Below are 26,017 nucleotides of genomic sequence, written 5' to 3'. Positions count from 1 at the left end.
CATGTTAGACGTCCGCTTCCAAGTATGAAGCTGACTTGAGCAGGCACTCCGGCCAATTCGGCGTTTGACCCGAGACATAGTGCATTGAATTGGCCGGGGCGCTTTGCCTTGCACCCGGCAATGGAAAAGCGAGTGCAGCCCGTGCCACGGCGGCCCCGAATTTTGGGCAAGATAGGGTCTCTCCGGCGATTACCGCTCACATGTCCGCAACAAAGTGCTACGCTCCGCCTTGTCCCAGCGGCGGGGTTAGTCTGGTCGTTCGGAGGGGCTGTGACCGAGCAGCGGGTTCAGAGGCGACTAGCGGCGATCTTGGCCGCCGACGTGGTTGGCTACTCTGCGTTGATGCAACGCGCTGAGGAGGCCACCTACGCCGAGTTCGAGCGGCTCAAGCGAGAATTGATCGAGCCTAGCCTCTCCCGCCACGACGGGCGACTGATCAAGACAACGGGTGATGGCGCGCTCGCCGAATTCGCGAGTCCCTTAGCCGCCGTGAGATGCGCGACTGAGATGCAGGATCATCTCGCCGAGGGGAGCGGTCCATTCAAGCTACGCATCGGGCTCAACCTTGGTGACGTGATCGTTGGGCAGGACGGCGACCTCTATGGCGACGGGATCAACATCGCTGTCCGGCTGGAGGGGATCGCCGATCCGGGCGGCATCCTGATGTCCGAAAAGGTCTATAGCGAAGTCGAAGGCAAGCTGGACGTTGGCTTCGAGGATCGCGGCGAGCAGCAGCTCAAGAACATCGCCAAGCCGGTCCGCGCTTACGCTGTCCGTGCTGGAGCGTCTAGCGCGCTGACCGAGAGACTAAGCGCGGCCCCGCCACTTCCAGCCAAGCCGTCCATCGCCGTGCTGCCGTTCGAGAACATGAGCGGCGATCCCGAACAGGAATACTTCGCGGACGGAATGGTTGAGGAGATCACCACCGCGCTTTCGCGGTTCAAATGGTTGTTCGTGATCGCCCGCAATTCCAGCTTTACCTACAAGGGCAAGGCGGTGAACGTGAAGCAGGTCGGGCATGAGCTGGGCGTGCGCTATATCCTTGAGGGGTCTGTGCGCAAGGCTGCCGGGAAAGTTCGCATCGCCGGACAGTTGATCGACGCGATTACAGGGGCGCACATCTGGGCGGACAGATTCGAGCGTGATCTGACGGACATTTTCGCTCTCCAAGACGACGTTGCGCTCGCCGTTGTCTCGGCCGTTCAGCCAAAGATGCTTCAAACAGAGATTGCAACGGCTGCGCGGCGGCGACCAGAGAACCTCACTGCCTATGATTTTTTTCTCCGATCCATGCAACAGTATTACCTGACGACCCGCGAAAGTTTGGCCGAGGCGATTAAGCTGGCTCATCGCGCTTTGGAGCTAGACCCGAGGTTCAGCTCTGCAGCGGCTCTGGCAGGTGACTGTCACGCGAGCAACGTCGCTTTAGGCTATGCCAACAATCCCGAGTTCGACGCCAAGGAAGCAATTCGGCTTGCTCGTTTGGCATTGAGCCTCGATGATGGTGATCCGGACACGTTGTCAAGGGTTGCCGTAATCTCGGCGTGTGTGGTCGGCGATAGTGAAGCCGAAATCGAAATGGCTGACCGGGCGGTCGCGCTCAACCCGAATTCATGGCGCACTTGGAACAATAGAGGCTGGGTCTATACAATGGCGGGGCTGCCCGAAGAGGCTATTCGAAGCTTTGAACGTGCCATTCGCATGAGCCCATTAGACCCGCTGCTGCATATGACGTTTCTGGGCATTGGGCATGCTCTTGTGGGCCTTCGCCGGTTTGACGAGGCGATCATTGTATTGAAGAAAGCCCTTCGTCAGAATCCTTCCTTTATGCCAGCTTGCCGCGGACTGGCGTCTGCCTTCGCCCATCTCGGACGCGACGCTGAGGCGCACGCCGCAGCGTCGCGTGTGCTTGAGATCGATCCAGCCTTTACAATATCGGGGCATATCGCCCGGGTCCCCAAAAGCTCAAAGATGTTTATTGAGGGTCTCCGCAAAGCGGGGTTGCCCGAATGAACTGTGCTCGCGCGCGACGACGAGGTGATCAATAGAACCCCCTGTTGCTGCGGTGCATGAGTCAGCAATTGGCCCTTAGCCGAGACGCCGGGGCGAGTTGACCTTTTCCGCTCCCGAGGGCGCAGCGGACATGGCATGAGTTCGCGGGCTCATCGGGTTTATGAGTGCACGCCCGTCGGACCAAGTTTGGGTCGGCTGCCCAGGATTCGCTTTCCACCAATGGGGAGAGGTGATCCGAGTTCTGGACGGGAGCCGATTCAACCAAAACTGATCCGGCGTTAGCTATCAATTCCCGGTCTGCAACTCGCCAAAGCGCTCCCAGGTCTTGCCGTTGAAGCGCATGAACTGCATCTGATCGACCGGGACGTGGTCGGTCGTGCCGGTGTTGATCTTGATGCCGGGCAACAGCATCGGCAGTTCGAGATCGTGGATTGCGAACGCCTGCTTCAGGATGTTCCCGGCGGAGAGATCATCGCCGCACGCTTTCAAAACCGCCTCCAGCGCCATCGCGCTGTTGTAGGAATTGACGTAGTTGGTGTCGTGCTGATCGGCCTCCGGCACATATTTCGTCATGAACGCGCGCCAGTCCTTGACGCCCGGATCGTCCTTCCAGGCGGGATCATCAGGGTCCTTCACGTAGGCCGTCGACAGAATGCCGGTGCCCGCCTCCAATCCGGCGGGCTGCATCACCGTCGAGATCCACACCGCGACGTTGGACAGGAAAATCATCGGCCGCCAGCCGATCTCGAACGATTTTCGGATCGCCTGCGCGGCGAATTTCGGCGTCGCCGCGATCACGAACACGTCCGCGCCTGAGGCCTTCAGCTTCACGATCTGGGAATCGATGGTCGGGTCCTGGATCTCGTAGGTCGCGTTGGTGACGAGGGCGTCGTATTTCTCGCCGAGCACGTCCTTGAGGCCGGCGAGATAGTCGCGGCCATAGTCGTCGTTCTGCGAGATCACGGCGAATTTCGCGTTCGGGTTCTTGGCCAGCGCATAGCGCGCATAGAGCCGCGCCTCGTAGCGGAACGGCGCCTGCACGCCCATCGTCGCCTGCGGATATTGCGCGATGTCGGCGAATTTCGAGGCGCCGGAGCCGATGAAGAGCTGCGGCACGTTCTTGGATTGGAGATATTTTGCGATCGCCGTGTTGTGGGCGGTGCCGATCGAGGAGAAGATCAGCGCGACCTCGTCGCTCTCCACCAGCCGGCGGGTCTGCTCGACCGATTTCGGCGGCGCGTAACTATCGTCAAGCGAGATCAGATTGACCTTGCGGCCGTTGATGCCGCCTTTGTCGTTCAGCATCTTGAAGTAGCCGACCTCGCCCTTGCCGAGCGCGCCGAAGGCCGACACGGGCCCGCTATAGGGCATGGTCTGACCGATCTTGATCTCGGTTGCGGTGACGCCGCGCATCTCGGCGGCAAGGGATGGGCTGGCGCATGACAGGAACGAAACGGCGCAGAGCGCGCCCAGTGTCGGCGCAAAACGCATCGGCTTGCCCTCCCCTGTGTTGGTGCGGTCGCGCCGCGCCTGTATTGGAGAAGAGCATGCCATGGCGCCCAGAGCGACGCCAATCATTATAGAGGCAGGATTTGAGGGGATCGCAGGGTGGGCAAAGCGCAAGCGGGCCCACCACTTCTGTCGCGATCGCCGAGAGATGGTGGGCACAGCGCAAGGTCTCGTGTCCCGGACGCGCTGCAACACTCTTGGCGTTGCTGCGCAGAGCCGGGACCCAGAAGGCCACGCAGGAGGATGCGGAGACATGGGCCCCGGACGCAGCGCACCGCCGAAGAGGCGCTGCGCTGCGTCCGGGGCACGAGATCCGGCCAACAAAAAAACGCGGCGCTGCCGCCGCGTTTTTCAATTTGCTCTGGCGCGAGAGGCGTTACGCCTGCGGTTGCGGCTCCAGGCCGGGATCCGGATCCGGCCGCGGGCGCGGCTTGCCGGCCGGCGGCACGGCGGAGGCGCGCGGCGTGGTCGGCTCGAGCACGGACTCGCGGTTCGGCTTCTTGCCCTTGAGCAGGTCGATGATCTCGTCGCCGGAGAGCGTCTCGAACTCGAGCAGGCCCTTGGCGAGCGCTTCAAGATCGGCGCGCTTCTCGGTGAGAATGCGCGTCGCTTCGTTGTAGCCCTCTTCCACGAAACGCCGGATCTCGGTGTCGATCTTCTGCACCGTCGCTTCCGAGGCGTTCTGGGTGCGCGACACCGACATGCCGAGAAAGACCTCGTCCTGGTTTTCGCCATAGGACACGGTGCCAAGCGCTTCGGACAGGCCCCAGCGCGTCACCATCATGCGGGCAAGGCGCGTGGCCTGCTCGATGTCGGACGACGCACCCGAGGTGACCTTCTCGCGGCCGAAGATCAGCTCTTCGGCGACACGGCCGCCCATCATGATGGCGAGGCGCGAGGTCATCTGCTCGAGCGACATCGACAGCTTGTCGCGCTCCGGCAGCTGCATCACCATGCCGAGCGCACGGCCGCGCGGAATGATGGTCGCCTTGTGGATCGGGTCGGTCGCGACGACGTTGAGGCCGACGATGGCGTGGCCGCCCTCGTGATAGGCCGTCAACAGCTTCTCTTCCTCGGTCATGACGAGCGACTTGCGCTCGGCGCCCATCATCACCTTGTCCTTGGCTTCCTCGAACTCGGCCTGGGTGACCATCCGCTTGTTGCGGCGGGCGGCGGTCAGCGCGGCTTCGTTGACGAGGTTCATCAGGTCGGCGCCGGAGAAGCCCGGCGTGCCGCGCGCGATGGTCTTGAGGTTGATATCCGGCGCCAAGGGCACCTTGCGGACGTGAACCTTGAGGATCTGCTCGCGGCCGACGACGTCCGGATTGGGCACCACGACCTGGCGGTCGAAACGGCCGGGACGCAGCAGCGCGGGATCGAGCACGTCGGGACGGTTGGTCGCGGCGATCAGGATCACGCCCTCGTTCGCCTCGAAGCCGTCCATCTCGACCAGCAACTGGTTCAGCGTCTGCTCGCGCTCGTCATTGCCGCCGCCGAGGCCGGCGCCACGGTGACGACCGACCGCGTCGATTTCGTCGATGAAGATGATGCAGGGCGCGTTCTTCTTGGCCTGCTCGAACATGTCACGGACGCGGGAAGCACCGACGCCGACGAACATTTCGACGAAGTCAGAACCCGAGATGGTGAAGAACGGCACGTTGGCTTCACCCGCGACCGCACGCGCGATCAGGGTCTTGCCGGTGCCGGGAGGGCCGACCAGCAGCACGCCGCGCGGAATGCGGCCGCCGAGGCGCTGGAATTTGCCGGGATCGCGCAGGAATTCGACGATCTCCTGGAGATCCTGCTTGGCCTCGTCGACGCCGGCGACGTCCTCGAAGGTGACGCGGCCATGCGCTTCCGTGAGCATCTTCGCGCGCGACTTGCCAAAGCCCATCGCCTTGCCGGCGCCGCCCTGCATCTGCCGCGACAGGAAGATCCAGACGCCGATCAGCGCGATGAAGGGCAGCCAGGAGACCAGCAGCGAGACGAACCACGGCACGTTGTCGCCGGGCGGCTTCGCGGTGATCTGGACCTTGCTGTCATAGAGGCGCTTCACCAGCGTCGGGTCGCTCGGCGCATAGGTCTGGAAGCTCGAGCCGTTGGTGAAGGTGCCGTGGATGTCCGGCCCCTGGATCACGACGTCGCGCACATTGCCGCGGTCAACCTCGCTCAGGAGCTGGGAGAAGGCGATGTCCTGCGAGGAGGCGCGCTGACCCGGATTCTGGAAGAGCGTGAACAACGCCAACAGCAGCAAGACAATGATGACCCAGAGGGCGAAATTGCGCAGATTGGCGTTCATCGATCTTCCTTCGTGGTCGCGCGGATCGCGGCCTGATCCTTGGGCAGTTACTTGAGTAGTTATTCGGGCAGTGCGAGGAAATCCCCAAGGAATCCTCTCTGTTAGACGCATACAATTTAGGTGCCGCCCCGGTCGCTGCCAAGGGAACGAGATGGGACTATTTATCCCATCTTAGCCCGATTCCCGCTGAAATAATGGCGCCGGAAGCGGGGTTTTTCCCGCCTGGTTAAGGTGCCCTGACGGTGCGCGGCCGAAACGGCCGGTGTCATGATCCGCCCTTGTCGGCGCCCTTGCCAGTCCCCTTGCGCCGCCGGGCCGGCGCCGGGGCGACGTGGATACGCCCCCCGGCAAGGCTGATCAAGGCTCCCGCCAGCGTCTGCTTCAGGGCCGGCCGGCCCGTCGTGGATGCACGGGGACCTGCGGACATGGCCTTCTCAAGCGCAGCCATCAGGGATTCGACCTTGCCGAGTTCCGCCGGCCCCTCGTGCCCGAGGGCATTGACGGCCCGCAGCAGCAGCCGCAGGCGGACCTCCTCCGGCAGGGTGGCGAAGGCTGCCGCCTCAAAACTTCGCATGCCCGGCCGATGCGGCGCATCGCCGCGATCCCGCAGGCGAAGGAAGCGCTCGGCGCCGTCGGTCAGCACCTCGACCGCCGCATTGGCCCTGGAGAGCCGCACTGCGAGCCGCGTCAGATTTCTGATATCGCCGCCTTCCGCTGCAAGCTGGGGCAACAGCGCGCGCAACCGCGGTCGGGTGAAGGCGGTGTCACGGTTGGTCGGATCATCGGCAAAGCCGAGCTTCGCCCGCTTGAGGGTCGCGATCAGCTGCGATTTCGGGACATCGAGCAGCGGGCGCGCCAGCACGATGCCATCGCGCTCGGTCACGCGCGCCATCGCCGACAGACCGGCAATGCCGCTGCCACGCAACAGCCGCATCAACAGGGTCTCGGCCTGGTCGTCGCGGGTGTGGGCTGTCAGCACATGAGTCGCGCCGGCCGCGCGCGCGGCCCGCGCAAGCAGGCGATATCGAGCCTCGCGTGCTGCGGCGGGCAGTCCCGTCTTCGGCTTCGCGCCACGCCAGCGCAAAGTCCGGTGCGACAGCGCCAGCGCAGTCGCCAGCCGCTTGACCTCGCGCGCCTCGCGCGCTGCCTCCGGCCGCAGACCATGATCGACGGTGACGACGACGAGCTGTGGGCCACGGGCGAGGCTGCGCTGCCAGCGCGCCGCAAGCCACATCAAAGCAACCGAGTCGGGCCCGCCGGAGACCGCGAGCACCAGCGCGGGCGCGCTTTTGAGATCGGCAAAGAGCCGCCTGGCCTCGCGCGCCGAGATCGGTGAGTTGTCGTCTGACATGACGCTGCAATCGTCCGCGGATGGACCGACTGTTTAGCGCAGCTCAGTCCGTCTTGTCAGGATCGAACGCCGCGGATCAGCACTTCACCCGCTTCTGCTCGCGATCGACGGCGGCTTTGACGCCGGCCGACGCCCGCGGATATTTGCGGCCGACCTCGCCGAAGGCGGCGCAGGCGGCCTCCTTCTCCTTCAGCGCGGCCAGCGACTGGCCGAGCCGCAGCAGGGCATCCGGCGCCTTGGCCGATTTGTCGTATTTGGTGGTCACGGCGAGGAAGGCTTCCGCGGAGTCGCGATATTGCTGGCGCTGGAAGTAGCTTTCGCCGAGCCAGTATTGCGCGTCGCCGAGCAGCGGGTCGCTCGGATATTTCTGCGCAAAATTCTTCATGGTCTGTTCGGCGAGCGCATAGTCCTTGCGCTGCATGTAGCCGATGCCGAGGTCGAACTCGTCGCGCGGCGTGGCCGAGGGCGGCAGGGTCGCTAACCCACCCCCGGCGGCCGGCTGCGGATAGCCGGGCTGGGCTGGCGGATAGCCCGGCTGTGGGCTGGGCGCCGCAGCTTGCGGATAGCGGCCGCCGGTGTTGCCGAGATCGAGCGGCTCGCCCGCAGCGCGACCACCGGGCGCGCCGCTAGGGACTCCCGCCGCCATCGGCTGCTGCCCGCCACCCAGCGCGCGCGGCGCACCGGGCGCGCTCGGATTCTGGCTCGGGTCAAAGGCATCGCCACGGCGGCGCGTGCCGGGCGCACCGGGCGCCGGCTGCTCCTGAACGATCGGCGCGGGAGAAGCGATCTGCGGCTGCTCGTAATTCGGCTGGGCGGGCGGCTGCTGGCGATAGGCCGGCGCGATCTGGGCGGGCGGCACGGCGGCGACGTTGGGCTGTGCGGGCGCCTGTCCGGGCGCCGCGCCTTGCGCGCCGCCCTCGAGCTGCCGGATGCGGTCTTCGAGCTGGCGGTTGCGATATTGCAGCTCTTCGTTCTGGCCGGTGAGCTGGCGCAGCTGGTTTTCCAGCCGTTCGATCCGCATCTCCGGGTCGTCGTCCGACTGCGCGAGGACGGGCGAGCAAAGAGAGAGCAGCGCAGCGATCGCCGCGATGCCGGTAATGGCCTTAAATCTGGATGACATCTTGCCCTGACGACGAAAGCGAAATGGCCTGCGACGGAACTTCGACGCGCCACACATTGAAGGGGAGTACGCCAAAAATGTGACTGGCACCACGGGGTTTCTGTCACAGATCGCTGAAACGAAACCGGCGCCCGAGAGGGCGCCGGCAGATGAATTTACTTACACTTGACTGACTTAGACCTGGCTGACTTAGACTTGGCTGACGGCGCGCGCTTCAGGAGCTCGCGTTCAGCACGGTGACGGCACGCCGGTTCTGCGACCAGCAGGAGATGTCGTTACAGACGGCGACCGGCCGTTCCTTGCCGTAGGAGATCGTGCGCATGCGGTTCGCGTCGATGCCGCGCGAGGCGAGGAACGAACGCACCGACTGGGCTCTGCGGGCGCCGAGCGCGATGTTGTACTCGCGGGTGCCGCGCTCGTCGGCGTGACCTTCGATGGTGAAGGAGTAGCGCGGATAGGTCTGGAGCCACTGCGCCTGCTTCTCCAGCGTCACGATCGCCTGCGGGGTCAGATCGGTCTGGTCGCTCTCGAAGAACACGCGGTCGCCCACGTTCACCACGAAGTCCTGCTGGCTGCCGGGCGTCGCAGCGCTGGCCATCGCATCGGCACCCAGGTTCTTGTTGGCGCAGGCGCCCATCGACAGCGCGACGGCAAGCACCGCGGCCAGCTTCAATCCCTGGAGGATACGCATAGGATGTTTCATTCCGGAGCCTCCACGCTCACGTTTCGTCCACTGCTTTCCGGTCTACAGGGGGTTGGTTAAGCGAACGTTCCGTCAACCTTGATGGGACGTTGCGAGAGCCGGTCAAATGCCCCCCACCGGCGAAAAGCACCCGCCATGGTTAATGGGTTGTAAATGTGGCGCGAGGGTGAAGGCAAGCCACGTTAACCGGCAATCGCGCCGGTTTTGCTGGAATTTTGGCCTCCGGCCGGACGGGGAACCGCAGGATCGCGCGTCTAGCGAGCGGTCCCGACTGCGGACGCGAGCACGTCCGGGTTTCGCGATGTGGACAACAGCACCGGCCGCTGAACAGCCACGCGCGGGCTGCTGCGCTCAAACAACATGCGACGCTCGAAGGCACTGGAGCGCATGATGGGAAAACGCGCCAGGACCTTTTCTCGCTGGTTGCGGACATCCGACGCCATCAGGACCGCCTTTTTTGTCGGCCAGCCTGGAAATCCGCGCGGTTCGGGTGAGATCGTCTCGTGGAGAAAGACGCGGCGATAGAATGGTTGGTGGTCGGTACGAATCATCGCAAGTCCGGTATCGGCATTGAAATGGTCGCACGCGACAAACGCCAGCCGCACTGTCAGATAGGGCAGTTCCGGAAATCGCTGGTGCTTTTCGGGATCAGCAACAAACCGACACGGATCGACAAAAACCTCGCCGCGGTCGAGACGCGGATGCAGGACATCGCCGAACACCTCGGTCGTGTAGGACATCCGCCAATCCGAAGTCAGGACGTGGATGCGGACGGAGCTGCAAAGCTCCCCGTCAACATAGACTCCGAAATTCCAGGTGTTGGGCGTTTCGTCGAAGCGATCGGTGACGCGTCCCGACTCCGACGGTTCGATCAGCCCGGCATGCAGGTAGGCCCGGTACCGCATCGAATAGAGGTTGTCTTTTTCCTCTGGAATTTCGATCAGCCGGTAGTCGATGCGATCAAACAAGGCGGCTCCCCGCGGAAGGAGCGCCGTTTGCGGTTCGGCTCCGGACTTCATCTGGTACCCCTAAACTCAAAGCAACTTCCGCGAGTAGGGAAAGATTAATGGTTCCTTAATGGAATTGCAAAGAATTAGAAGTGTTAGGGTTAACCTTTGCGGCCCGCAAAAGTACGGAGAGCGAGCGCTGTACGTAGTGGCGGGCGATCGAGGAAAGTCAGGCGATGGATCGCGACGAAACCAGGGTGATCTGGTCATCAGCCGCGCGACGGCCATGCGAGGCGTTGAGCAATTGACGGACCCGCACCGCCGGAACGGGCCGGCTGAACAGGTAACCCTGCCCTTCGGTTACAGTGCCGTCGGCGCTGATCAACTCGAGCTGCTCGTTGGTCTCGATGCCCTCGACCACGACCGCCATGCCGAGGTCGGCGGACAGCCGCGCCACGCCGCGCAAGAGCGTCAGCGGTCGGTCGGCGTCGATGCCCTCGAGGAAGGAGCGGTCGATCTTCACTTTCTGCATCGGGAAATTATGCAAATAGCTGAGGCTCGAATAGCCAGTGCCAAAATCATCCAGCGAGATGCGCACGCCGAGCGCGTGCAGCTGCGACAGGATGTCGTGGGTGAGCTGGGTGTTGCGCAACAGCGAAGATTCGGTGATCTCGATCTCGAGGCGATGCGCTGGCAGGCCCGACACTTCGAGCGCATAGCGGATTTCGCTCAGCACGTCGCGCTGGTGAAACTGCTGCGGCGAGAAGTTGACGGCGACGCTGACGCCGTCGGGCCACTTCATGCATTCCATGCAGGCGCGGCGCAGGATCCAGCGGCCGAGATCGACGATCAGGCCCATATCCTCGGCGACCGGGATGATGTCGACCGGCGAGACCGTGCCGCGCACCGGATGATTCCAGCGCAGCAGCGCCTCGCAGGTGGTGATCTTACCGGACTTCAGATTGACCAGCGGCTGGTAGAACAGCTCGAACTCCTCGTTGGCGAGCGCCTTGCGCAGGTCGAGCTCGAGGATGCGGCGAGCCTCGACGGTCGCCGCCATCTCGTCGCGGAAGAAGCAGAAGGTGCCGCGGCCGTCGGCCTTGGCGCGGTAGAGCGCCATGTCGGCATTCTTGAGCAGCGTGTCGGCGCTGACGCCTTCCGGCGAGGTCAGCGCGATGCCGACGCTGGCGCCGATCTCGACCAGATGATTGTCGATGCGGTAGCGCTCGCTGAGCCGCTCGACGATGCGGCGGGCGAGGCTCGCGGCGTCTTCGGGCGCACTGATGTTCTGCTGGAACACGACGAACTCGTCGCCGCCGAAGCGGGCGACGAAATCCTCAGGACGCAGCATCTCGCGCAGACGGTTGGCGACCGCGCACAGGAGCTGGTCGCCGCAGGGATGGCCGAGCGTATCGTTGACCTGCTTGAACTGGTCGAGATCGACGAAGAGCAGTGCTGAGAGGCGCTCGGCATGGTGCGTGCTCGCCAGCAGATGCTCGATCTCGTCGCGGAAATTGACGCGGTTGGGTAGCGCGGTGAGATCGTCATAGCGCGCCAGATGCGTGATCTTGGCCTCGGCGTTGCGCCGTTCGGTAACGTCCTCGAGCAGCACCACCGCGCCACCGCCGGCCATCGGCTGGACGGTCCAGGACAGTGACCGGTTTCGCTGAGTGTCGGGATCGGCGGTAATGATCTCTTTGGCCTGCGAGCTCTCGATGTCCGCGACGATCAGTTCGCCGCTGGCAGCCGAGATGGATCCGGCGCGGACGCACGCCGCGACAATGTCACGCGCATTGGTGCCGCTCTGCGCGAGATCGCCAGGCAGGTTCATCATCGCACCGAAGCGGTAGTTCATGACCGCGAGTTGGCCGTCGAGGCGGAACATGCAGAGCCCATGCGGCATGTTGTTCAGCGCTGTATCGAACTGGCCCGCAAGCGCGGCTTCGCGCTCGCGCGCCACGACTGCACCCATGAAGATTCTGTGCAGATTCACCGAGAGCTGCATGATCGCCATCAGGAACGCAGCGCTCACCACCGCCATCGCGATGTAGTAGAGCGTTCCACGCAGCGCCAACGCAAGCACGGCCGGGCCGAATATCAGCATGGCCTGAAGGTGGAAGATCGACGGCCGGCCGTACGCCCTGCCCGCGCCCCCCGCCGCGATGCCGGTGGTGACCGACAGGGCGATCATGTGGGCCACGGCATCGTCCGTGGCCAGCAGCGTGGTGGCGCACCAGATGCCGATCGCTGCCGCCTGGATCCTTGCCCCGATCTGATAGCGCTTCTGCCAGCGTTCGGCCGCCTCGACCGTGATGATCGCCTGGCGCGCCTGATAGCGGCGCAAGTCGATTGCCCGCGCGGTCCCGGCCAGGACAAGAAGCGTCACGCATGCCCAGATGAGAGGCTCGCCCGTTCTCAGTGCGGTCAGGGCCGCACCGATCGACACGAAGATGAGACCTGCCAGCAGCGGGCCAGGCGCTTCGAAGAGCGAATCGATTTGCGCCGCCGAAGTTTTCGGCGGCCGCTGTTCCGGCTCTCCGCTCTGGTTTTCGAACTGCATCTGGGTCGTACGCGCTTCCTGTCCGGAGCGCAGTTTTACCCAGCTCAGATGAAGTCTTTCTGAGGGAACATCGTTAAAGTCGAGTTGTTTTGTAGCGCAAGCGATTGAAATACATCAATAGAAACAAAAGACTGGGAAAAGTTTGCCGAGCACAACCTAAAGGAATGGTTGCCGCTGGAAAACTTCTCGCAAAGTTTTTCGAAAAAGGCACGCGTTCAAACGATCGCGCGCCAGGAGCCGACCGCTATTGGCCCGCTGTCGAGGACAGGAGCGGCGACCATGCCGGGTCGGAGGCGAAGCCCGGCGTCGGCACCTTCAGCTCGTTGCGACCGGAGATGTCGACGGAGAACAGCGACGGTCCGCCGTTGCCGCCGGGATCGCGGAAGAACATCAGCACGCGCCCGTTCGGCGAGAAGGTCGGGCCCTCGTTGTGATAACCAGAGGTGAGGAGCCGCTCGCCGGAGCCGTCCGGCTTCATGACGCCGATCGAGAACTGCCCGCCGCCTTGCCTGGTGAAGGCGATGTAATCGCCGCGCGGCGACCACACGGGCGTCGAATAGGTGGCGTTGTTATCGTCCTTGGAGAAGGAGATGCGCTGCGCCTGTCCGCCGCCCGCCGCCATCACATAGATCTGCGACCTGCCGCCGCGATCGGACTCGAAGCAGATGCGGGTGCCGTCCGGTGAGTAGGACGGAGAGGTGTCGATCGCCGGCGTATCGGTGAGACGCGTGGTCGAGCGCGAGCGCAGGTCCATCGCGAACAGGTTGGAATTGCCGCCCTGCTGCAAGCTCATGATGACGCGCTGGCCGTCCGGCGAGAAGCGCGGCGCAAACGTCATGCCGGGGAAGTTGCCGACGATCTCGCGCTGGCCGGTCTCGATGTTGAAGAGATAGACCTTCGGATCACCCTGCCCGAACTCCATGTAGGTGATCTCTTGCGAGTTCGGCGAGAAGCGCGGCGTCAGCACGAGGTCGGAGCCGCGGGTCAGGTAGCGCACATTGGCGCCGTCCTGGTCCATCATCGCGAGCCGCTTGACGCGGCGCTCCTTCGGTCCGGTCTCGTCCACGAACACCACGCGGCTGTCGAAATAGCCCTTTTCGCCGGTCATCCGCTCATAGATCTGGTCGGAGATGATGTGCGCGATGCGGCGCCAATATTCCGGCGAGGTGAAATATTGCTGGCCGGTGAGCTGCTGGCCGGAGACCACGTCCCACAAGCGGAATTCGGCCTTGAGCCGACCGTCCGGCTGCCGCGTCATCCGGCCGGTGACCAGCGCCTGCGCGTTGATGGTTTTCCAGTTCTGGAATTGCGGCGCGACGTCGATATTGTTGATGCGCTCGATGAAGGCGGCCTGGTCGATCGGGGCAAACAGGCCCGAGCGTTTCAGGTTGTTGGTGATGACCTGCGTCACACCGTTGCCGACGTCGGCGTCGGCCGGCGAGCCCGGCAGGAAGTTGGTGATCGCGATCGGAACAGGCTGAAATTCCGTGGGGTCGATGCGGAGCCGCGGTTGGGCTTGCTGGGCGAAGGCGCGTCCACCCGCGAGCATCGCGAGCCCCGACCCGGTCAGAGTCACGAAGCGGCGGCGGTTGATCGATCGGACGTCATTCATCGGAAAATTCTTTTGTTCGGATGTCACAACATATCTTTCAGACCGAAAGTCATCGGAATGGTCTTCCAGCTCTCGTACTGCTGCTTTGGCATGAACGAATAGACCTGGCACTGCACGATGGCACGCTTGGCGCTCTCCGCCACCGCCACCGCGATCGACCGCGACGGCCCTCTCACCGCAACGACGATCGGTTCGGACGCCAGCGATCCATCGATCTTCATGGGAATGTCGATGTCAGCTTCGTACTGATCAGCGTCCTGCCCGTTATAGGTGGGCGTGAAGCAGCGCTTGACTGCACCCTGGAATGCACCACGCCAGGTCGCGACGTTGTTGGCGGCAGTGCCGGTCGTCGATCCCAGTGAAGCGGACGCGTTTAGCGCTGTCCCGGTCAACTCGTGCCGGGTCGCAGCGCGCTTGTCCAGGTCGCGCTGGATCTGCGCTGGATCGAACGAGCGCTCCTTGGGCTTCGGCTGCTGCTGCGGCTGCACTGCGGCGACCTTTTGCTCCGGCGGCTTCGGCGGCGGCTTCTTGGTCTCCAGCTTCTTCTGGAGCTCGGCGATCGGATCTTCCTTGGCCGGGTCAGGCTTCTTTTCCTGCGGCTTCGGTTCTTGCTTCGGTTCTTCCTTGGGCTTGGCCTCGGCGACCGGCTTGGGCGGCTCGGGCTTCTTCTCGACCGGCTTCTCGACGGGCTTCGGCGGCGGCTCGGGCGTCGATGTCGTCTTGATCAGCTCTTTCTTTTCGGTGACCTTGCCGACGGCGTCTTCCTCGGGCTTGGCCTCGGCGATCTTCTCGACCTTGGGCTTCGGCTCTTCCTTTTTGCCGGTCTTCTGCCCGGCGGTCATCTGCGCCAGCTGATCGGTGGTGATGATGTCGATCGGAAGCGACTCTTCCGGCGCGACAAAAGCCCTGCTGCTAAAGGTGACCAGTCCCCATCCGATCACGAGGACGTGGAGGGCGATCGACGCAACGAGTGTCTTGTCGACGTTCACCTTCACCGGCTTAGGACCCCTGATCCGCTTCCGTGACGAGCGCCAGCTTCTTGAATCCTGCACCCGACAGGAGGCCCATCACCCTGGCCACCGTGCCGTAATCCGCCTTCTTGTCGGCACGCAGATAGATGCGTTCGTCGAGCCCGGCGCGCGCGTCCGTGATCGCCTTCAGCTTCGGGATCAGATCGGTCAGCGCCACCTCGGTGTCGTTGATGAAGACCTTGCCCTTGATGTCGACCGACATCTGGAGCGGCTTCTGGTCGTTCTGGTCGAGGCTCTTGGCCTGGGTCTGCGGCAGGTCGAGCGGCACGCCCACCGTGAGCAGCGGCGCCGACACCATGAAGATGATGAGCAGCACCAGCATCACGTCGACCATCGGCGTGACGTTGATCTCGGCCATGACCGGCTTGCGCCGGCTGCGACGGCCGCCGCCTCCGGACGAGCTGGCTACGTTCATGCCCATGGTCTGCTGCCCAATCTAGCCGTCACACTATACATGCCGTCCGTCAGCCCCGCTCGTCGATCTGACGGGACAGGATGGCTGAAAATTCATCGGCGAAGCCCTCGAGCCGCTGGGCCTGCCGGTTCACCTCGGACGTGAACTTATTGTAGAAAATAGTGGCAGGAATGGCGGCGATAAGGCCGACCGCGGTCGCAAACAGCGCTTCCGCGATACCGGGCGCCACGACCGCGAGAGAGGTATTTTTCGACGCCGCGATCGACTGGAAGCTCGACATGATGCCCCAGACCGTGCCGAACAGGCCGACGAAGGGCCCGGCGGAGCCGACCGTCGCGAGCACCAGCAGCCGGCGTTCCAGCCGCTCGACCTCGCGCGAGATCGAGACGTTCATGACCTTGTCGATGCGCATCTGGAGGCCCGCGACCGAGCGCGCATGGCTTTCGAACGAGCGCTTCCACTCGCGCATCGCCGCGACGAAACAGGCCGCCATGGAATGGGTCGGCTTGGCCGACAGGGTGCGATAAAGTTCCTCGATCGACTCGCCGGACCAGAACGCCTGCTCGAAGCGGTCCATCGAGCGACGGGTGCGCGCATAGAGGAAGATCTTGTCGATAGCGATCGCCCAGACCCAGACCGAGCAGGACAGAAGTCCCAGCATCACGGCTTTCACGATCCAGTGAGCCTGCCAGAACAGCGCGATCAGCGACACGTCCGCGGAAGCGGCAACCGGAAGGGCTGACTGAGCCACGTCGGCCGGATTCATAAGCAGTATCCTCTCAAGGCGATCGTTCCATATCCTCCGGGAGCAAAACGGCTGCCGGTTCCCCAAGGCCGCGCGGAGTCGGCACTGCAGGCAAGCCTGCGCAAAGCCTTGTCTTTTTGGATTGCAGCGGCCCATCCGGGGCCGGCCGTCTGCTTTCCCTGCCAAAATGTCAAAACTAAGGGCCTCGACTAAGCCTTTGGGCGCGATTTACCGGCTTTTACCAGACCCCGACGATGGTTAATGCGGGGTTACCGCAGACGAATTTGGCGGCCGGAAAGGGAGGCGGCGCAGGCGGTTGGGCACCGGACACGACGCCGCGGGCCGACGCATCGGAGCCACTTGCCCCGAACGGGATCGGTTCCGTCCCCCCTTGTGGAGGGCCAACGAGGCCCCCGCAAGGGGAGGAGCGCAGTGTGCGCCACAGCTGCACCATGTCGCTATGCTCCATCTCGCATTTGACAGCGGGCACGAGCTGATAGGCTCCGCTCGCGGACAACGACAATAAATGTGCCGGCATCACCAGCCAGCCCGAGGAGCGTCCTATGCCGAAACCACAAACAAATGTGCGATGGATCGTCGCCGCGATCGTATCGGTCAGCCTTGTAACGTTCAGCCCCGCGCGCGCGGCGTCGGTCGCGCCGGTCGCCGCAGAAAACGGCATGGTGGTGTCCGCGCAGCATCTGGCGACCCAGGTGGGCGTCGATGTGCTGAAGCGCGGCGGCAATGCCGTCGATGCCGCCGTGGCCGTCGGTTATGCCCTGGCCGTCGTCTATCCGGCAGCCGGCAATCTCGGTGGTGGCGGCTTCATGACGATCCAGCTCGCCGACGGCCGCAAGACCTTCCTCGATTTCCGCGAGACGGCCCCCAAGGGCGCGACTGCGAACATGTATCTCGACAAGGACGGCAACGTCATCAAGGGCCTCTCGACCAAGGGGCATTTGGCCGTGGGCGTGCCAGGATCCGTCTCGGGGATGGAATATGCGCGCGAAAAGTACGGCACCATGAAGCGCGCCGACCTGCTCGCGCCTGCGATCCAGCTCGCCGAGCAGGGCTTTGCGCTGGACCAGGGCGACATCGATCTATTGCGTACCGCCACCGCGGATTTTCGAGACGATCCCGCAACGGCCGCCATCTTCCTCAACAATGGTCAGCCGTTCCAGGTGGGTGAAAGGCTAATGCAGTCGGAGCTCGCCAAGACATTGCGCGAGATCAGCGGCAAAGGCACCGACGGCTTCTACAAGGGCTGGGTCGGCGGCGCCATCGTGGCATCGAGCCAGGCCGGCAAGGGCCTGCTGACGCAGGACGACCTCGACGGCTACAAGACGCGTGAGCTCGCACCCGTCGAATGCGACTATCGCGGCTATCACGTGATCTCCGCGCCGCCGCCGAGCTCGGGCGGCGTCGTCATCTGCGAGATCCTGAATATCCTGGAGGGCTATCCGCTGAAGGAGCTGGGCTACCACTCCGCGCAGGCCGTGCACGTGCAGATCGAAGCCATGCGCCACGCTTACGTGGACCGCAACAGCTACCTCGGCGATCCAGACTTCGTGAAGAACCCGCTCGACCGCCTGCTCGACAAGAATTACGCGACCAAGATCCGCGCCGTGATCGATCCGAACAAGGCCGGAATCTCCAAGGACATCAAGCCGGGCGTACCGCCGCACGAAGGCAGCAACACCACGCATTATTCAATCGCGGACAAGGACGGCAACGCGGTATCGGTGACGTACACGCTGAACGACTGGTTCGGCGCCAAGGTGACGGCGGCCAAGACCGGCGTGCTGCTGAACGATGAAATGGACGACTTCACCGCCAAGGTCGGTGTACCGAACCTATATGGCCTGGTGCAGGGTGAGGCCAACGCTATTGCTCCCGGCAAGCGTCCACTGTCCTCGATGAGCCCGACCATCGTCACCAAGGACGGCAAGACGGTCATGGTGGTGGGCACGCCCGGCGGCAGCCGTATCATCACGGCTGTCTTGCAAACCATGATCAACGCGATCGATTACGGCATGAACGCGCAGGAGGCTGTCGATATGCCGCGCATCCACCAGCAATGGCTGCCGGACCTGACCAACGTCGAAAACTACGCGCTGTCACCGGACACGCGCAAGATCCTCGAAGGCATGGGACACACGTTCGGACCGCCGCAGCCAGCCAATCACCTGGCGGTCATCATCGTCGGCGCGCCGTCACTTGGCGGCACGCAAGTCGGCAATAACCGCTACTACGGGGCGAACGATCCACGCCGCAACTCGGGATTGGCGGCGGGGTATTGATCGGCGATTTGGGATCGCGAATGGAAAAACAGGAGGCGTTCCATTCGCTGCTCCCTCAATTCCGCCGGAGCTACCACTTCTCCTTCGACGTCCGCACGTCGAGCTCGAACGACCAGGCGCGTTCGGGCTGGCGGTAGAGGAAGGCAAAGGCATCGACGATGCCTTCGATGCTGATCAGGCTGTCCTCGCGGCTTGCCGCATCGGGAAAGCGCGAAAATATCTTGTCGCCGGCGATCGCGCCGTCGACCACGACATGGGCGACGTGAATGCCGTCGGGTGCGTATTCCTTGGCCATCGCCTGCGCCAGCGTGCGCAGGCCGGCTTTCGCGGAGTTGAAGGCGCCATAGCCGGAGCGGCCGCGCAGCGAGGCGCTGGCACCGGTGAAGAGCAGTGTGCCGGCCTTCTTCGGCGCCATGCGGCGCACCGCTTCGCGGCCGAACAGGAATCCGCCGAAGCAGACCACGCGCCAGGCGGTCTCGAAATAATCGGCCTCCATCTCGATGATTTTTCCCGGCGTGTTGTTGCCGGCGTTGTAGATCGCGAGATCGAGGTTTTGGCCCGCGGCATCGAACAGCGCGGCGATTTCGTTCTCCTTGGTCGCATCGGCAACGAAGGGCACGGCCGCTCCGCCGGCCTTTTCGATGTCGGCGACAGCTGCCTGCAATGCAGACAGCGTCCGGCCCGCGACGATCACCTTGAGCCCCTCGGCTGCAAAGCGCTTGCAGAGCTGGGCCCCGAGCCCGCGCTCGGGTCCGACGCCGATCACGATTGCCGTCTTCATTGCACCTCTCCGGAGATTGAAAGCTGATGGGATCGTTGGCTCACGCCGCAGAGGCAGGTTCGGGACAATTGGTCAGTCGCGCAGGATTGCCGACCGCGGTGCAGCCGGCGGGCACGTCGCTGGTCACAGCCGTGCCCGCACCGATCTTGGCGAAATCGCCGATCCTGATATCGCCGAGAATAGCCGCACCGGCGCCGATGTAGACGCCGCGGCCAATGCGGGGCGAACGCGTCGGCAGTTCACTGCTGCGGCCGATGCTGACATTCTGGAGAATAGTGACCTCATCGCCGATCACGACATTCGCACCGATCACGATGCCGGTGGCGTGGTCGAGATACACCGACGATCCAATGTGTGCGGCGGGATGGATGCTGACCTGCAGCGCATTCGACGACTCGTTCTGAAGCAGCAGCGCCGCATCGCGATGCTCGCGCTGCCAGAGCCAGTGCGAGACGCGCCAGGCTTGCAGCGCCACATAACCCTTGAAGTGCAGCAGCGGCGATAACAGGCTGGCAATGGCGGGATCGCGGCGCGCAATGGACTGCAGGTCACGGCTGGCCGCCTCGACCAGGTCCGGCTGGCTGCGAAAGGCGTCGCGGGAAAATGCCGTGAAACGGGCGCGCTCTTCCGCGCTGCCGCCAAGCCGCCGCCCGATCAGATCGGCGAGCGCCGCGGCAAAATCGTCATGGGCGAGAATGGCGGCGGCAAGGGACTTGCCGAAAACGGGGTCGGTGGCCGCCGCGCGCTGCGCCTCGCTGCGGATCGCCTGCCAGAGGCTGTCGCTCGCCGTCATCGCAGCTTCCGCCATCGTCGCCTCCGGTCCGCCTGCTTTTGTGACGGGGAATATAGGCGGTCCGCATCAAGGCGCCAGTGACGCCGGCGGCACGGGCCCATGGACCACGCCGCAGAACGCGCGGCCGCCGGGACATTGGCCAAAATGGCAGTCGGGATCGAGCGCACACCCGCCATAGACGAGGCCGATGTAGCCGAGCACCGCGAAGGCGGTCACGCCGAGCAGCAGACGGGTGTAAATGTCCATAATGCGCGGTGTCCAGAGATGAGATGCGCGACCCGGAGAGGAAACGCGCGAGTCTTGGTGTCCAGTGACTGGGTATAGGTTCTAGCCGTTCAGAGCCAAGCAAACCGCCTGAAGGAGGTCTGCTCCCTCTCCCCGTTCTTACCGCCGTTCTTACCGGGAGAGGGCCGGGGTGAGGGGCTGCTTCCGCAAATTCGGCCGCAGATGGACTCGCGGAGAGTCCCCCTCACCCGGATTGCTTCGCAATCCGATCTCTCCCCGCAAGCGGGGCGAGGTGAAAATACCAAACCGCCCGCCTGCGGGATGCGCAGGCGGGCGGCTCGGGGCCATCAGGATTTTGGGGGCATGCGCCTGAAGGCTTTGAGAGGTGTCGGCCTCAGGATCGGCCTTTCCGGATCAACCCTGCGGCTGGTCGGTCGGCGGCGGGGTCGGACGCGTCTTGTGCTGGGCCATGAACTGGTCGAACTCTTCCTTATCCTTGGCGTGGCGCAGACGGTCGAGGAAGTTCTTGAACTCGACCTGCTCCTCCTCGAGCCGCTGCAGCGTCTCGGTACGGTATTCGTCGAAGGCGCGGTTGCCGGACGACGGCGGGCCGAAGCCAAAGCCGAAGCCACGGCGCTCCATGCGGCCGCGCATGCGGTCCATCTTGTACTGCATCCGCTCCATCTTGTTCTGCCAGCGATCCGAGTTACTCCAGCACGACATTCTTCTGCTCCCGAGTGTAAAAAAGAGAAGGGCAAGTCCAATCGGCCACCAGATGATGAAGCCGAGGATGGTCACGGCGATCCAGCCGGGATGCCAGGGCGTGTCGAGCATGTGGGGGCGGTCATAGTGTTGTTGGTCCGAAGGGCCGCGCCATCGATTGACATCAGCGGTGTAGGCCATTTCCGATCTCCATCACGGCGTCTGCGCCGTTGTGAATGTAAATAACATTTACATAGCTAAATCATCCCGCGATTTTGTCAAGCCAGCCGCCAGACACGGTCTCGGGATTATTTGCGCAATTTTATTTCGGCTTGCCCCAGGGGCCACCGGGCGGCACGCCGGAACCGGAGGATGCCTCCGGTGGCACGGGCGGCGGCTCGGCGCTCTTCGCGGGTGGACGCCGGTCGGTCGGGAAGCCGAGCCCACGCAGATAGATCAGCACCTCGGCTTCGAGCAGCTCATCCGGCGACATCGGCAGTTTTCGCCGCGCGGCATCGCCACGCGAGAACAGCGAAGCCACGCCATGCGCCATCGACCAGATATGTAGCGCCATCATCATCGCCGGTGGACGCGGCGCGCCCGGCGGTGCCAGCGCCGCAAGCCGCTCGGCCGCCGCGCGAATGATGTTGAAGGCGCGCTCGCTTGCGGCCTGGAGCGCCGGATTGGCGTCGACCGGCAGGCCCGATTCGAACATCGCATTGTAGAAAGCGGGCTCCTCGCGAGCAAAGGCGAGATAGGCTCGGCCGACGCGTTCGAACGCCGTGACCGTATCGGGCCGGCCGTCGTCCCAGGCTGCGGTCAGACGCTGTTCGAATTGCTCGAAACCGCGCTGCGCGATCGAGGACAACAGCTCGTCGCGATCGCGGAAATGACGGTAAGGCGCCGCCGCACTGACGCCGGCCATGCGCGCGGCATCGGCAAAGGTGAAGCCGGCCGCGCCCTTCTCGGCGATCAGCCCGAGGGCCGCCTGCAACAAGGCTTCCTTCAGATTGCCGTGGTGATAGCCGCGCTCGGCGCGGCGCTCTTCCTTGCGCCAGCTCATGTGAACGACCTTTACATGAGCCGGGCGTGAAGGTCACTAGCGCGGGGCGGATTTGATTAATCCGTATGTCCCGCAAGCCAGAGCGGCGGCTGAAGCCCTAGCCGCCCGGGATCGGCAGCACCGGCATGATCTCGACGCGCTCGCCGGGGAAGATCGCGAAGTGCGGGTGGTTCTCGAACATCTTCGCGGCGGCCTCGTGGGACGCGGCGCGGACCACAGTGAAGGCGCCCATCTCGTTGGCGATGTCGGCTGTGCCCTTGCCATCAACCCTCTTGGTCTTGCCGAGCGGGCCGCCCATGGCCTGGATCGCGCCCTGGTGTTTTTCGACCCAGCCCTTCCAGGCCGCCATGCCTTCCATTTCCTTCGCCTTGCGCTCGGCCTCTGACATCGCATTCCATGCGGCCATCTTCGAGCTCGTCTTGCTGCCGAGGAAAACGGCGAGATAGGTGTCGGTGCTCATCGGTTCTCTCCCTTTGCTGACGGATTGACGAAGGCCGCGAATTTATCCGCGGCCGCCGTGGTTACTTCTTCTTCAGGTCGCCAAAGCCGGCGGCAGCCTCCTGCACCTCCGGTGAAAAGTCGGCCATCTCCTGCACCTGGCGGATCTCGATGATCTCGTTGGGCGATCCCGGGCATTTCCGGGCCCAGGCAATCGCCTCCGCGCGCGAGTGGACCTCGATCATCCAGTAACCGCCCAAGACTTCCTTGGCCTCGGCGAAGGGACCGTCGGTAACAACAGGCTCGCCGGTCGCAAACGAGACGCGCGCACCCGTCGACGGCGGGTGCAGGCCATCCAGCGTGATCAGCACGCCGGCATCCTTCAACTGTTCGTTGTAGCGCATCATCGCGGCGACGCGCTCGGGATCGAGTTGAACGTCCGCCGGTGCGGTCTCGTAACCGAGCGGGATCATCAGCATCATGAATCGCATGGGAAGCCCTCGCGTCTACTTCTTCGCCGCGTGCGCGCGGGTGCGCTCTTCCTGCTCGCGCAGCTCGGGCGTGAAGGCCTCGCCAAAATCCTCGGCGGAAAACACCTGGCGAATCTCGATCTCGGCGCCGGGATCGAACGGCGCGCGCTTCATCCAGGCGACCGCCTCGTCGAGCGAGGCCGTCTTGATCAGCCAGAAGCCAGCGATCAGATCGGAGGAGAGATTGAACGGGCCGCGGGCAACGCTCGCCTCGGACGTCCCATACTTGATCCTGGCGCCCTTCACCGTCGGATGCAGGCCCTCGCCGGCCTCGATCACGCCGGCCTTGGCCATCTCCTCGTTGAACTTGCCCATGGCGGCCAGCCTCTCCGTGCTCGGCATCGTGCCGGCCTCGGTGTCCTCGTTTGCCTTGACGATCACCATGAAACGCATCGACGTGCTCCGTGACATTTTCTTGGGGCGGGCCGTTCCGACCCGTGCTCCCCTTTAAGACGAACGCCTTCTAACAGAACCGACATCGGATCGAAAATTATTCTGGAGGTTATTGCGCGGCGCTAGCGCGGCTGGGGAACAAACCGGCCGTCCTGGAAGGCGGCGCCGAAATAGACCTCGATGCGACGCACCTTGCTGGCGGAGAAGGTGAAGAACTCGGTGTTGCGAAAGCTCCTGCCATCTGTCGCCAGGCAGCGATAGGTGACGAAGGCCTCGTCGCCGGCGACGAAGATGCGCTCGATATCGTGGCGCGCAATCCAGCCGGTATCCCGCCAGCAGCGTTCGAAATAGGTCGCCTTGTCGAGGTCGTCGTCGAACGGGCTGGTGAAACGGAAGTCGTCGGCCAGCGCATCGCTGACCTGTTGCCGGTCGTTGGCGAGATAGGCTGCGAACAGGCTTCGAATCAGGTGCTCACGGCTGTCGGACATCGCGCGTTTCCTTGCACATCGCTCCAGTGGAAGACGATGCATGCTCGATCGCGCCGACAATTCGTCGCAGCGATCCGTGACGGAACACGAAAAATACTCGAATTGTCGCCCATAAAACTACGGCCGCATCGATGCGCGACAACTCCAAGGTCGCGACCACCCGGGTCGAGGCCGCCGACGGCCAGGCGCAGCGGCTGAATGCGGCGGCGCAGGCCATGAGCGGCATTGTCGCGCCAAGCAGGCGACCGATACGATTACCTCCGAAATCGACGCGCGGAACACCGACGTCGCCAGCTCGCTCACCGCGATCAAGGCCGCGATCGCCGGCGTCAACGAGTTCATCGCCACCACCGCCGCCGTCGAGGAGCAGAGCATCGTGACCTCGGACATGTCCGCGAACGTGCAGCGCGCGTCGGCGGAGCTGTCCTAGCCAACGCTCCATCGCCGCGTCGCCTCGCTCGGCCGCCTCCGGCACGCCTCGAATACCGGCGCGCTTGCGGCCACCAAATGACGTGCATGATCGACAATTAGTCATTGCTGTGCTTTCCGATCGCAAAGCAGTTGCACAATCAATGCGTGTATGCCTAATTGAGTCTTGGGGGCGAGGAACAGCGAGGCAATTGCTGGCCGTTTGCCGTCGACTTGGAGCTGGGCGCTCCAATATTTTGAGACGGGGCATATGAGATCGAAGATCGGGGCGGGGTCCCTTTTGCTTGTCGGATTCTTGTTGGCGAGTTGCGCGAGCCCACGCGGTCTCGATGAACCGCCCTTGCAAATTCCACCATTGAAGCCGGGTTACGGCCGCGTCTACTTCACCAGGCCGGGCGAATTTGCAGGGTCCGCTGTTCAGCCCGAGATTCGGATGAACAATGAGGTTGTCGGCAGATCTGTGCCCGGCGGGTTCTCCTTCGTCGACCGCCCCCCGGGGAAATATGCCGTAACAACGGCAACCGAGGTCGAAAATGCGGTTACGTTCCAGTTGGCTGCGGGCGAGTCGAAGTACATCAAGACAGCAGTGACGCCCGGCATACTTGTCGGCCATGTCACGCCGACGCTTGATTTCCCCGAGCAGGGACAATCCGACATAGGCCGCCTCAGATACGTCGGCACCAAATTCTGATCCCTTGCACGGGACCACCTAAACTGTCATGCCGCAGGCCCGAGCAAAGGACCGCGTCATGACCTCCTCACCCGCCAAAGTCGCCCTCGTCACCGGCGCCGCGCGCGGGATTGGGCTGGCGACGACGAAGCGCTTTCTCGCCGAAGGGTGGCGCGTGGCGCTGCTCGATATCGAGGGAGAGCTGCAAGCGAGCGCGGCAGCGGCGCTGAAGAATCCCGATAACACGCTGGCGATCACCTGCGACGTGTCCGACGCAGCGGCCGTGGGAGCTGCGATGGCCGCGGTCATGAGCCGCTTCGGTCGGCTCGATGCTCTCGTCAATAATGCCGGCGTCGCCGTGTTCGCGCCAGTGCTGGAGACCAGCGAGGCCGACTGGAACAGGATCATGGCGGTCAACCTCACCGGCCCGTTCCTCTGCACCAAGGCGGCGGTGCCGTTGATGCGCGAGCAAGGCGGCGGCGCCATCGTCAACATCACCTCGATCTCGGCGGTGCGCGCCTCGACCCTGCGCTCGGCCTACGGCACCAGCAAGGCGGGGCTCGCGCACCTGACCAAGCAGCTCGCGGTCGAGCTCGCCTCGCTCAACATCCGCGTCAACGCGGTCGCGCCGGGGCCGGTCGAGACCGCAATGGCAAAGCTGGTACATACGCCGGAGATCCGCGCCGACTATCATGACGCCATCCCGCTCAACCGTTACGGCCTCGAGGAGGAACTCGCGGAAGCGATCTTCTTCCTGTGCTCGGAGCGCGCGAGCTACATCACCGGCCAAATTTTGGCCGTCGATGGCGGCTTCGATGCGGCGGGTATCGGTCTGCCGACGCTGCGCGGCCAGCGCCGCAACGGGTAGGCACGCGATTTGTGGGTGGGTTAGCCGAAGGC

Annotated in this window: 24 protein-coding genes and 1 pseudogene; 5 read left to right on the top strand and 20 right to left on the bottom strand. The window is 63.8% G+C overall.

Features of this window, described 5'->3' with window-relative positions:
* Positions 1–270 precede the first annotated feature (270 nt).
* Positions 271–2,013 (top strand): adenylate/guanylate cyclase domain-containing protein, encoded by a 1,743-nt coding sequence (locus ABIB73_RS07840; protein ID WP_354222765.1) that lies wholly within the window; start codon positions 271–273, stop codon positions 2,011–2,013.
* A gap of 285 nt (positions 2,014–2,298) precedes the next feature.
* On the opposite strand, the gene ABIB73_RS07835 is transcribed toward ABIB73_RS07840, so the two are convergent.
* The 11 genes from ABIB73_RS07835 to tolQ all read right to left on the bottom strand — a co-directional run bounded on the left by ABIB73_RS07835 (position 2,299) and on the right by tolQ (position 16,326).
* Positions 2,299–3,504, bottom strand: coding sequence for an ABC transporter substrate-binding protein (locus tag ABIB73_RS07835; protein ID WP_354222763.1), 1,206 nt, complete (start codon positions 3,502–3,504; stop codon positions 2,299–2,301).
* Positions 3,505–3,898: 394 nt separating this feature from the next.
* Positions 3,899–5,821, bottom strand: coding sequence for an ATP-dependent zinc metalloprotease FtsH (ftsH, locus tag ABIB73_RS07830; protein ID WP_354222761.1), 1,923 nt, complete (start codon positions 5,819–5,821; stop codon positions 3,899–3,901).
* 265 nt (positions 5,822–6,086) lie between these two features.
* A complete protein-coding gene (gene tilS, locus ABIB73_RS07825; RefSeq protein ID WP_354222759.1) occupies positions 6,087–7,172 on the bottom strand; it encodes a tRNA lysidine(34) synthetase TilS in 1,086 nt (361 codons plus the stop codon).
* A 76-nt stretch (positions 7,173–7,248) separates the two neighbouring features.
* Positions 7,249–8,292, bottom strand: coding sequence for a tol-pal system protein YbgF (gene ybgF, locus ABIB73_RS07820; protein WP_354222757.1), 1,044 nt, complete (start codon positions 8,290–8,292; stop codon positions 7,249–7,251).
* A gap of 214 nt (positions 8,293–8,506) precedes the next feature.
* A complete protein-coding gene (gene pal, locus ABIB73_RS07815) occupies positions 8,507–8,995 on the bottom strand; it encodes a peptidoglycan-associated lipoprotein Pal (RefSeq protein ID WP_354222755.1) in 489 nt (162 codons plus the stop codon).
* 254 nt (positions 8,996–9,249) lie between these two features.
* Entirely contained in the window at positions 9,250–10,014 is a 765-nt protein-coding gene (locus ABIB73_RS07810; protein ID WP_354222753.1) for an N-acyl amino acid synthase FeeM domain-containing protein, read from the bottom strand.
* Positions 10,015–10,171: 157 nt separating this feature from the next.
* Positions 10,172–12,502, bottom strand: a complete 2,331-nt coding sequence (locus tag ABIB73_RS07805) for a putative bifunctional diguanylate cyclase/phosphodiesterase (protein ID WP_354222752.1) — start codon at positions 12,500–12,502, stop codon at positions 10,172–10,174.
* Between the two features lie 244 nt (positions 12,503–12,746).
* Positions 12,747–14,114 (bottom strand): Tol-Pal system beta propeller repeat protein TolB, encoded by a 1,368-nt coding sequence (gene tolB, locus ABIB73_RS07800; RefSeq protein ID WP_354222751.1) that lies wholly within the window; start codon positions 14,112–14,114, stop codon positions 12,747–12,749.
* 23 nt (positions 14,115–14,137) lie between these two features.
* The gene (gene tolA, locus ABIB73_RS07795; protein ID WP_354222749.1) at positions 14,138–15,109 is read right to left on the bottom strand and encodes a cell envelope integrity protein TolA; all 972 of its coding nucleotides are present in this window, start codon (positions 15,107–15,109) and stop codon (positions 14,138–14,140) included.
* Positions 15,110–15,113: 4 nt separating this feature from the next.
* On the bottom strand, positions 15,114–15,566 hold the full coding sequence (gene tolR / locus ABIB73_RS07790) for a protein TolR (protein WP_354222747.1): 453 nt from the start codon (positions 15,564–15,566) through the stop codon (positions 15,114–15,116).
* Positions 15,567–15,609: 43 nt separating this feature from the next.
* On the bottom strand, positions 15,610–16,326 hold the full coding sequence (tolQ, locus tag ABIB73_RS07785; protein ID WP_354222745.1) for a protein TolQ: 717 nt from the start codon (positions 16,324–16,326) through the stop codon (positions 15,610–15,612).
* 542 nt (positions 16,327–16,868) lie between these two features.
* Between tolQ and ggt the strand changes: the two genes are divergently transcribed.
* Positions 16,869–18,605: a gamma-glutamyltransferase gene (ggt, locus tag ABIB73_RS07780; protein WP_354222743.1), complete on the top strand. Its 1,737-nt coding sequence runs from the start codon at positions 16,869–16,871 to the stop codon at positions 18,603–18,605.
* A 70-nt stretch (positions 18,606–18,675) separates the two neighbouring features.
* Here the strand turns inward: ggt and ABIB73_RS07775 are convergent, their stop codons facing one another.
* The 9 genes from ABIB73_RS07775 to ABIB73_RS07735 all read right to left on the bottom strand — a co-directional run bounded on the left by ABIB73_RS07775 (position 18,676) and on the right by ABIB73_RS07735 (position 24,018).
* Entirely contained in the window at positions 18,676–19,386 is a 711-nt protein-coding gene (locus ABIB73_RS07775; RefSeq protein WP_354222741.1) for an SDR family NAD(P)-dependent oxidoreductase, read from the bottom strand.
* A 40-nt stretch (positions 19,387–19,426) separates the two neighbouring features.
* Positions 19,427–20,194 carry a serine acetyltransferase domain-containing protein gene (locus ABIB73_RS07770; RefSeq protein ID WP_354222739.1) on the bottom strand — a complete coding sequence of 256 codons (768 nt, stop codon included), beginning with the start codon at positions 20,192–20,194 and terminating at the stop codon, positions 19,427–19,429.
* A gap of 51 nt (positions 20,195–20,245) precedes the next feature.
* Complete coding sequence (locus ABIB73_RS07765; RefSeq protein WP_354222737.1) at positions 20,246–20,425, bottom strand: hypothetical protein; 180 nt, start codon at positions 20,423–20,425, stop codon at positions 20,246–20,248.
* Positions 20,426–20,818: 393 nt separating this feature from the next.
* Positions 20,819–21,307, bottom strand: coding sequence for a DUF2852 domain-containing protein (locus tag ABIB73_RS07760; RefSeq protein WP_354222735.1), 489 nt, complete (start codon positions 21,305–21,307; stop codon positions 20,819–20,821).
* 121 nt (positions 21,308–21,428) lie between these two features.
* Positions 21,429–22,169 carry a TetR/AcrR family transcriptional regulator gene (locus ABIB73_RS07755; protein WP_354222733.1) on the bottom strand — a complete coding sequence of 247 codons (741 nt, stop codon included), beginning with the start codon at positions 22,167–22,169 and terminating at the stop codon, positions 21,429–21,431.
* A gap of 97 nt (positions 22,170–22,266) precedes the next feature.
* A complete protein-coding gene (locus ABIB73_RS07750; protein WP_354222731.1) occupies positions 22,267–22,629 on the bottom strand; it encodes a hypothetical protein in 363 nt (120 codons plus the stop codon).
* Between the two features lie 61 nt (positions 22,630–22,690).
* Positions 22,691–23,098, bottom strand: coding sequence for a YciI family protein (locus ABIB73_RS07745; RefSeq protein ID WP_354222729.1), 408 nt, complete (start codon positions 23,096–23,098; stop codon positions 22,691–22,693).
* Positions 23,099–23,113: 15 nt separating this feature from the next.
* Complete coding sequence (locus ABIB73_RS07740) at positions 23,114–23,530, bottom strand: YciI family protein (protein WP_354222727.1); 417 nt, start codon at positions 23,528–23,530, stop codon at positions 23,114–23,116.
* A 122-nt stretch (positions 23,531–23,652) separates the two neighbouring features.
* Positions 23,653–24,018, bottom strand: a complete 366-nt coding sequence (locus ABIB73_RS07735) for a nuclear transport factor 2 family protein (RefSeq protein ID WP_354222725.1) — start codon at positions 24,016–24,018, stop codon at positions 23,653–23,655.
* A gap of 119 nt (positions 24,019–24,137) precedes the next feature.
* Between ABIB73_RS07735 and ABIB73_RS07730 the strand changes: the two are divergent.
* The 3 genes and pseudogenes from ABIB73_RS07730 to ABIB73_RS07720 form a co-directional block, all read left to right on the top strand.
* Positions 24,138–24,448: pseudogene (locus ABIB73_RS07730) on the top strand (histidine kinase); the annotation flags it as partial.
* Positions 24,449–24,697: 249 nt separating this feature from the next.
* Positions 24,698–25,138 carry a DUF2846 domain-containing protein gene (locus ABIB73_RS07725; protein WP_354222723.1) on the top strand — a complete coding sequence of 147 codons (441 nt, stop codon included), beginning with the start codon at positions 24,698–24,700 and terminating at the stop codon, positions 25,136–25,138.
* Between the two features lie 58 nt (positions 25,139–25,196).
* A complete protein-coding gene (locus ABIB73_RS07720; protein ID WP_354222721.1) occupies positions 25,197–25,985 on the top strand; it encodes an SDR family NAD(P)-dependent oxidoreductase in 789 nt (262 codons plus the stop codon).
* Positions 25,986–26,017: the final 32 nt, after the last annotated feature.

Origin of the sequence: Bradyrhizobium sp. F1.4.3, assembly GCF_040548375.1 — a bacterium.
Taxonomy (GTDB): Bacteria; Pseudomonadota; Alphaproteobacteria; order Rhizobiales; family Xanthobacteraceae; genus Bradyrhizobium.
The sequence above is the reverse complement of the archived record's forward strand: the minus strand, read 5'-3'. Positions and strand labels throughout refer to the sequence as shown.

What these genes read in the sequence shown, in the direction of transcription:
- ABIB73_RS07835 (WP_354222763.1), bottom strand. Translation starts at nt 3,504, where the DNA reads ATGCGTTTTGCGCCGACACTGGGCGCGCTCTGCGCCGTTTCGTTCCTG.
- ftsH (WP_354222761.1), bottom strand. Translation starts at nt 5,821, where the DNA reads ATGAACGCCAATCTGCGCAATTTCGCCCTCTGGGTCATCATTGTCTTG.
- tilS (WP_354222759.1), bottom strand. Translation starts at nt 7,172, where the DNA reads ATGTCAGACGACAACTCACCGATCTCGGCGCGCGAGGCCAGGCGGCTC.
- ybgF (WP_354222757.1), bottom strand. Translation starts at nt 8,292, where the DNA reads ATGTCATCCAGATTTAAGGCCATTACCGGCATCGCGGCGATCGCTGCG.
- pal (WP_354222755.1), bottom strand. Translation starts at nt 8,995, where the DNA reads ATGAAACATCCTATGCGTATCCTCCAGGGATTGAAGCTGGCCGCGGTG.
- ABIB73_RS07810 (WP_354222753.1), bottom strand. Translation starts at nt 10,014, where the DNA reads ATGAAGTCCGGAGCCGAACCGCAAACGGCGCTCCTTCCGCGGGGAGCC.
- ABIB73_RS07805 (WP_354222752.1), bottom strand. Translation starts at nt 12,502, where the DNA reads ATGCAGTTCGAAAACCAGAGCGGAGAGCCGGAACAGCGGCCGCCGAAA.
- tolB (WP_354222751.1), bottom strand. Translation starts at nt 14,114, where the DNA reads ATGAATGACGTCCGATCGATCAACCGCCGCCGCTTCGTGACTCTGACC.
- tolR (WP_354222747.1), bottom strand. Translation starts at nt 15,566, where the DNA reads ATGGGCATGAACGTAGCCAGCTCGTCCGGAGGCGGCGGCCGTCGCAGC.
- tolQ (WP_354222745.1), bottom strand. Translation starts at nt 16,326, where the DNA reads ATGAATCCGGCCGACGTGGCTCAGTCAGCCCTTCCGGTTGCCGCTTCC.
- ggt (WP_354222743.1), top strand. Translation starts at nt 16,869, where the DNA reads ATGCCGAAACCACAAACAAATGTGCGATGGATCGTCGCCGCGATCGTA.
- ABIB73_RS07775 (WP_354222741.1), bottom strand. Translation starts at nt 19,386, where the DNA reads ATGAAGACGGCAATCGTGATCGGCGTCGGACCCGAGCGCGGGCTCGGG.
- ABIB73_RS07770 (WP_354222739.1), bottom strand. Translation starts at nt 20,194, where the DNA reads ATGGCGGAAGCTGCGATGACGGCGAGCGACAGCCTCTGGCAGGCGATC.
- ABIB73_RS07765 (WP_354222737.1), bottom strand. Translation starts at nt 20,425, where the DNA reads ATGGACATTTACACCCGTCTGCTGCTCGGCGTGACCGCCTTCGCGGTG.
- ABIB73_RS07760 (WP_354222735.1), bottom strand. Translation starts at nt 21,307, where the DNA reads ATGGCCTACACCGCTGATGTCAATCGATGGCGCGGCCCTTCGGACCAA.
- ABIB73_RS07755 (WP_354222733.1), bottom strand. Translation starts at nt 22,169, where the DNA reads ATGAGCTGGCGCAAGGAAGAGCGCCGCGCCGAGCGCGGCTATCACCAC.
- ABIB73_RS07750 (WP_354222731.1), bottom strand. Translation starts at nt 22,629, where the DNA reads ATGAGCACCGACACCTATCTCGCCGTTTTCCTCGGCAGCAAGACGAGC.
- ABIB73_RS07745 (WP_354222729.1), bottom strand. Translation starts at nt 23,098, where the DNA reads ATGCGATTCATGATGCTGATGATCCCGCTCGGTTACGAGACCGCACCG.
- ABIB73_RS07740 (WP_354222727.1), bottom strand. Translation starts at nt 23,530, where the DNA reads ATGCGTTTCATGGTGATCGTCAAGGCAAACGAGGACACCGAGGCCGGC.
- ABIB73_RS07735 (WP_354222725.1), bottom strand. Translation starts at nt 24,018, where the DNA reads ATGTCCGACAGCCGTGAGCACCTGATTCGAAGCCTGTTCGCAGCCTAT.
- ABIB73_RS07725 (WP_354222723.1), top strand. Translation starts at nt 24,698, where the DNA reads ATGAGATCGAAGATCGGGGCGGGGTCCCTTTTGCTTGTCGGATTCTTG.
- ABIB73_RS07720 (WP_354222721.1), top strand. Translation starts at nt 25,197, where the DNA reads ATGACCTCCTCACCCGCCAAAGTCGCCCTCGTCACCGGCGCCGCGCGC.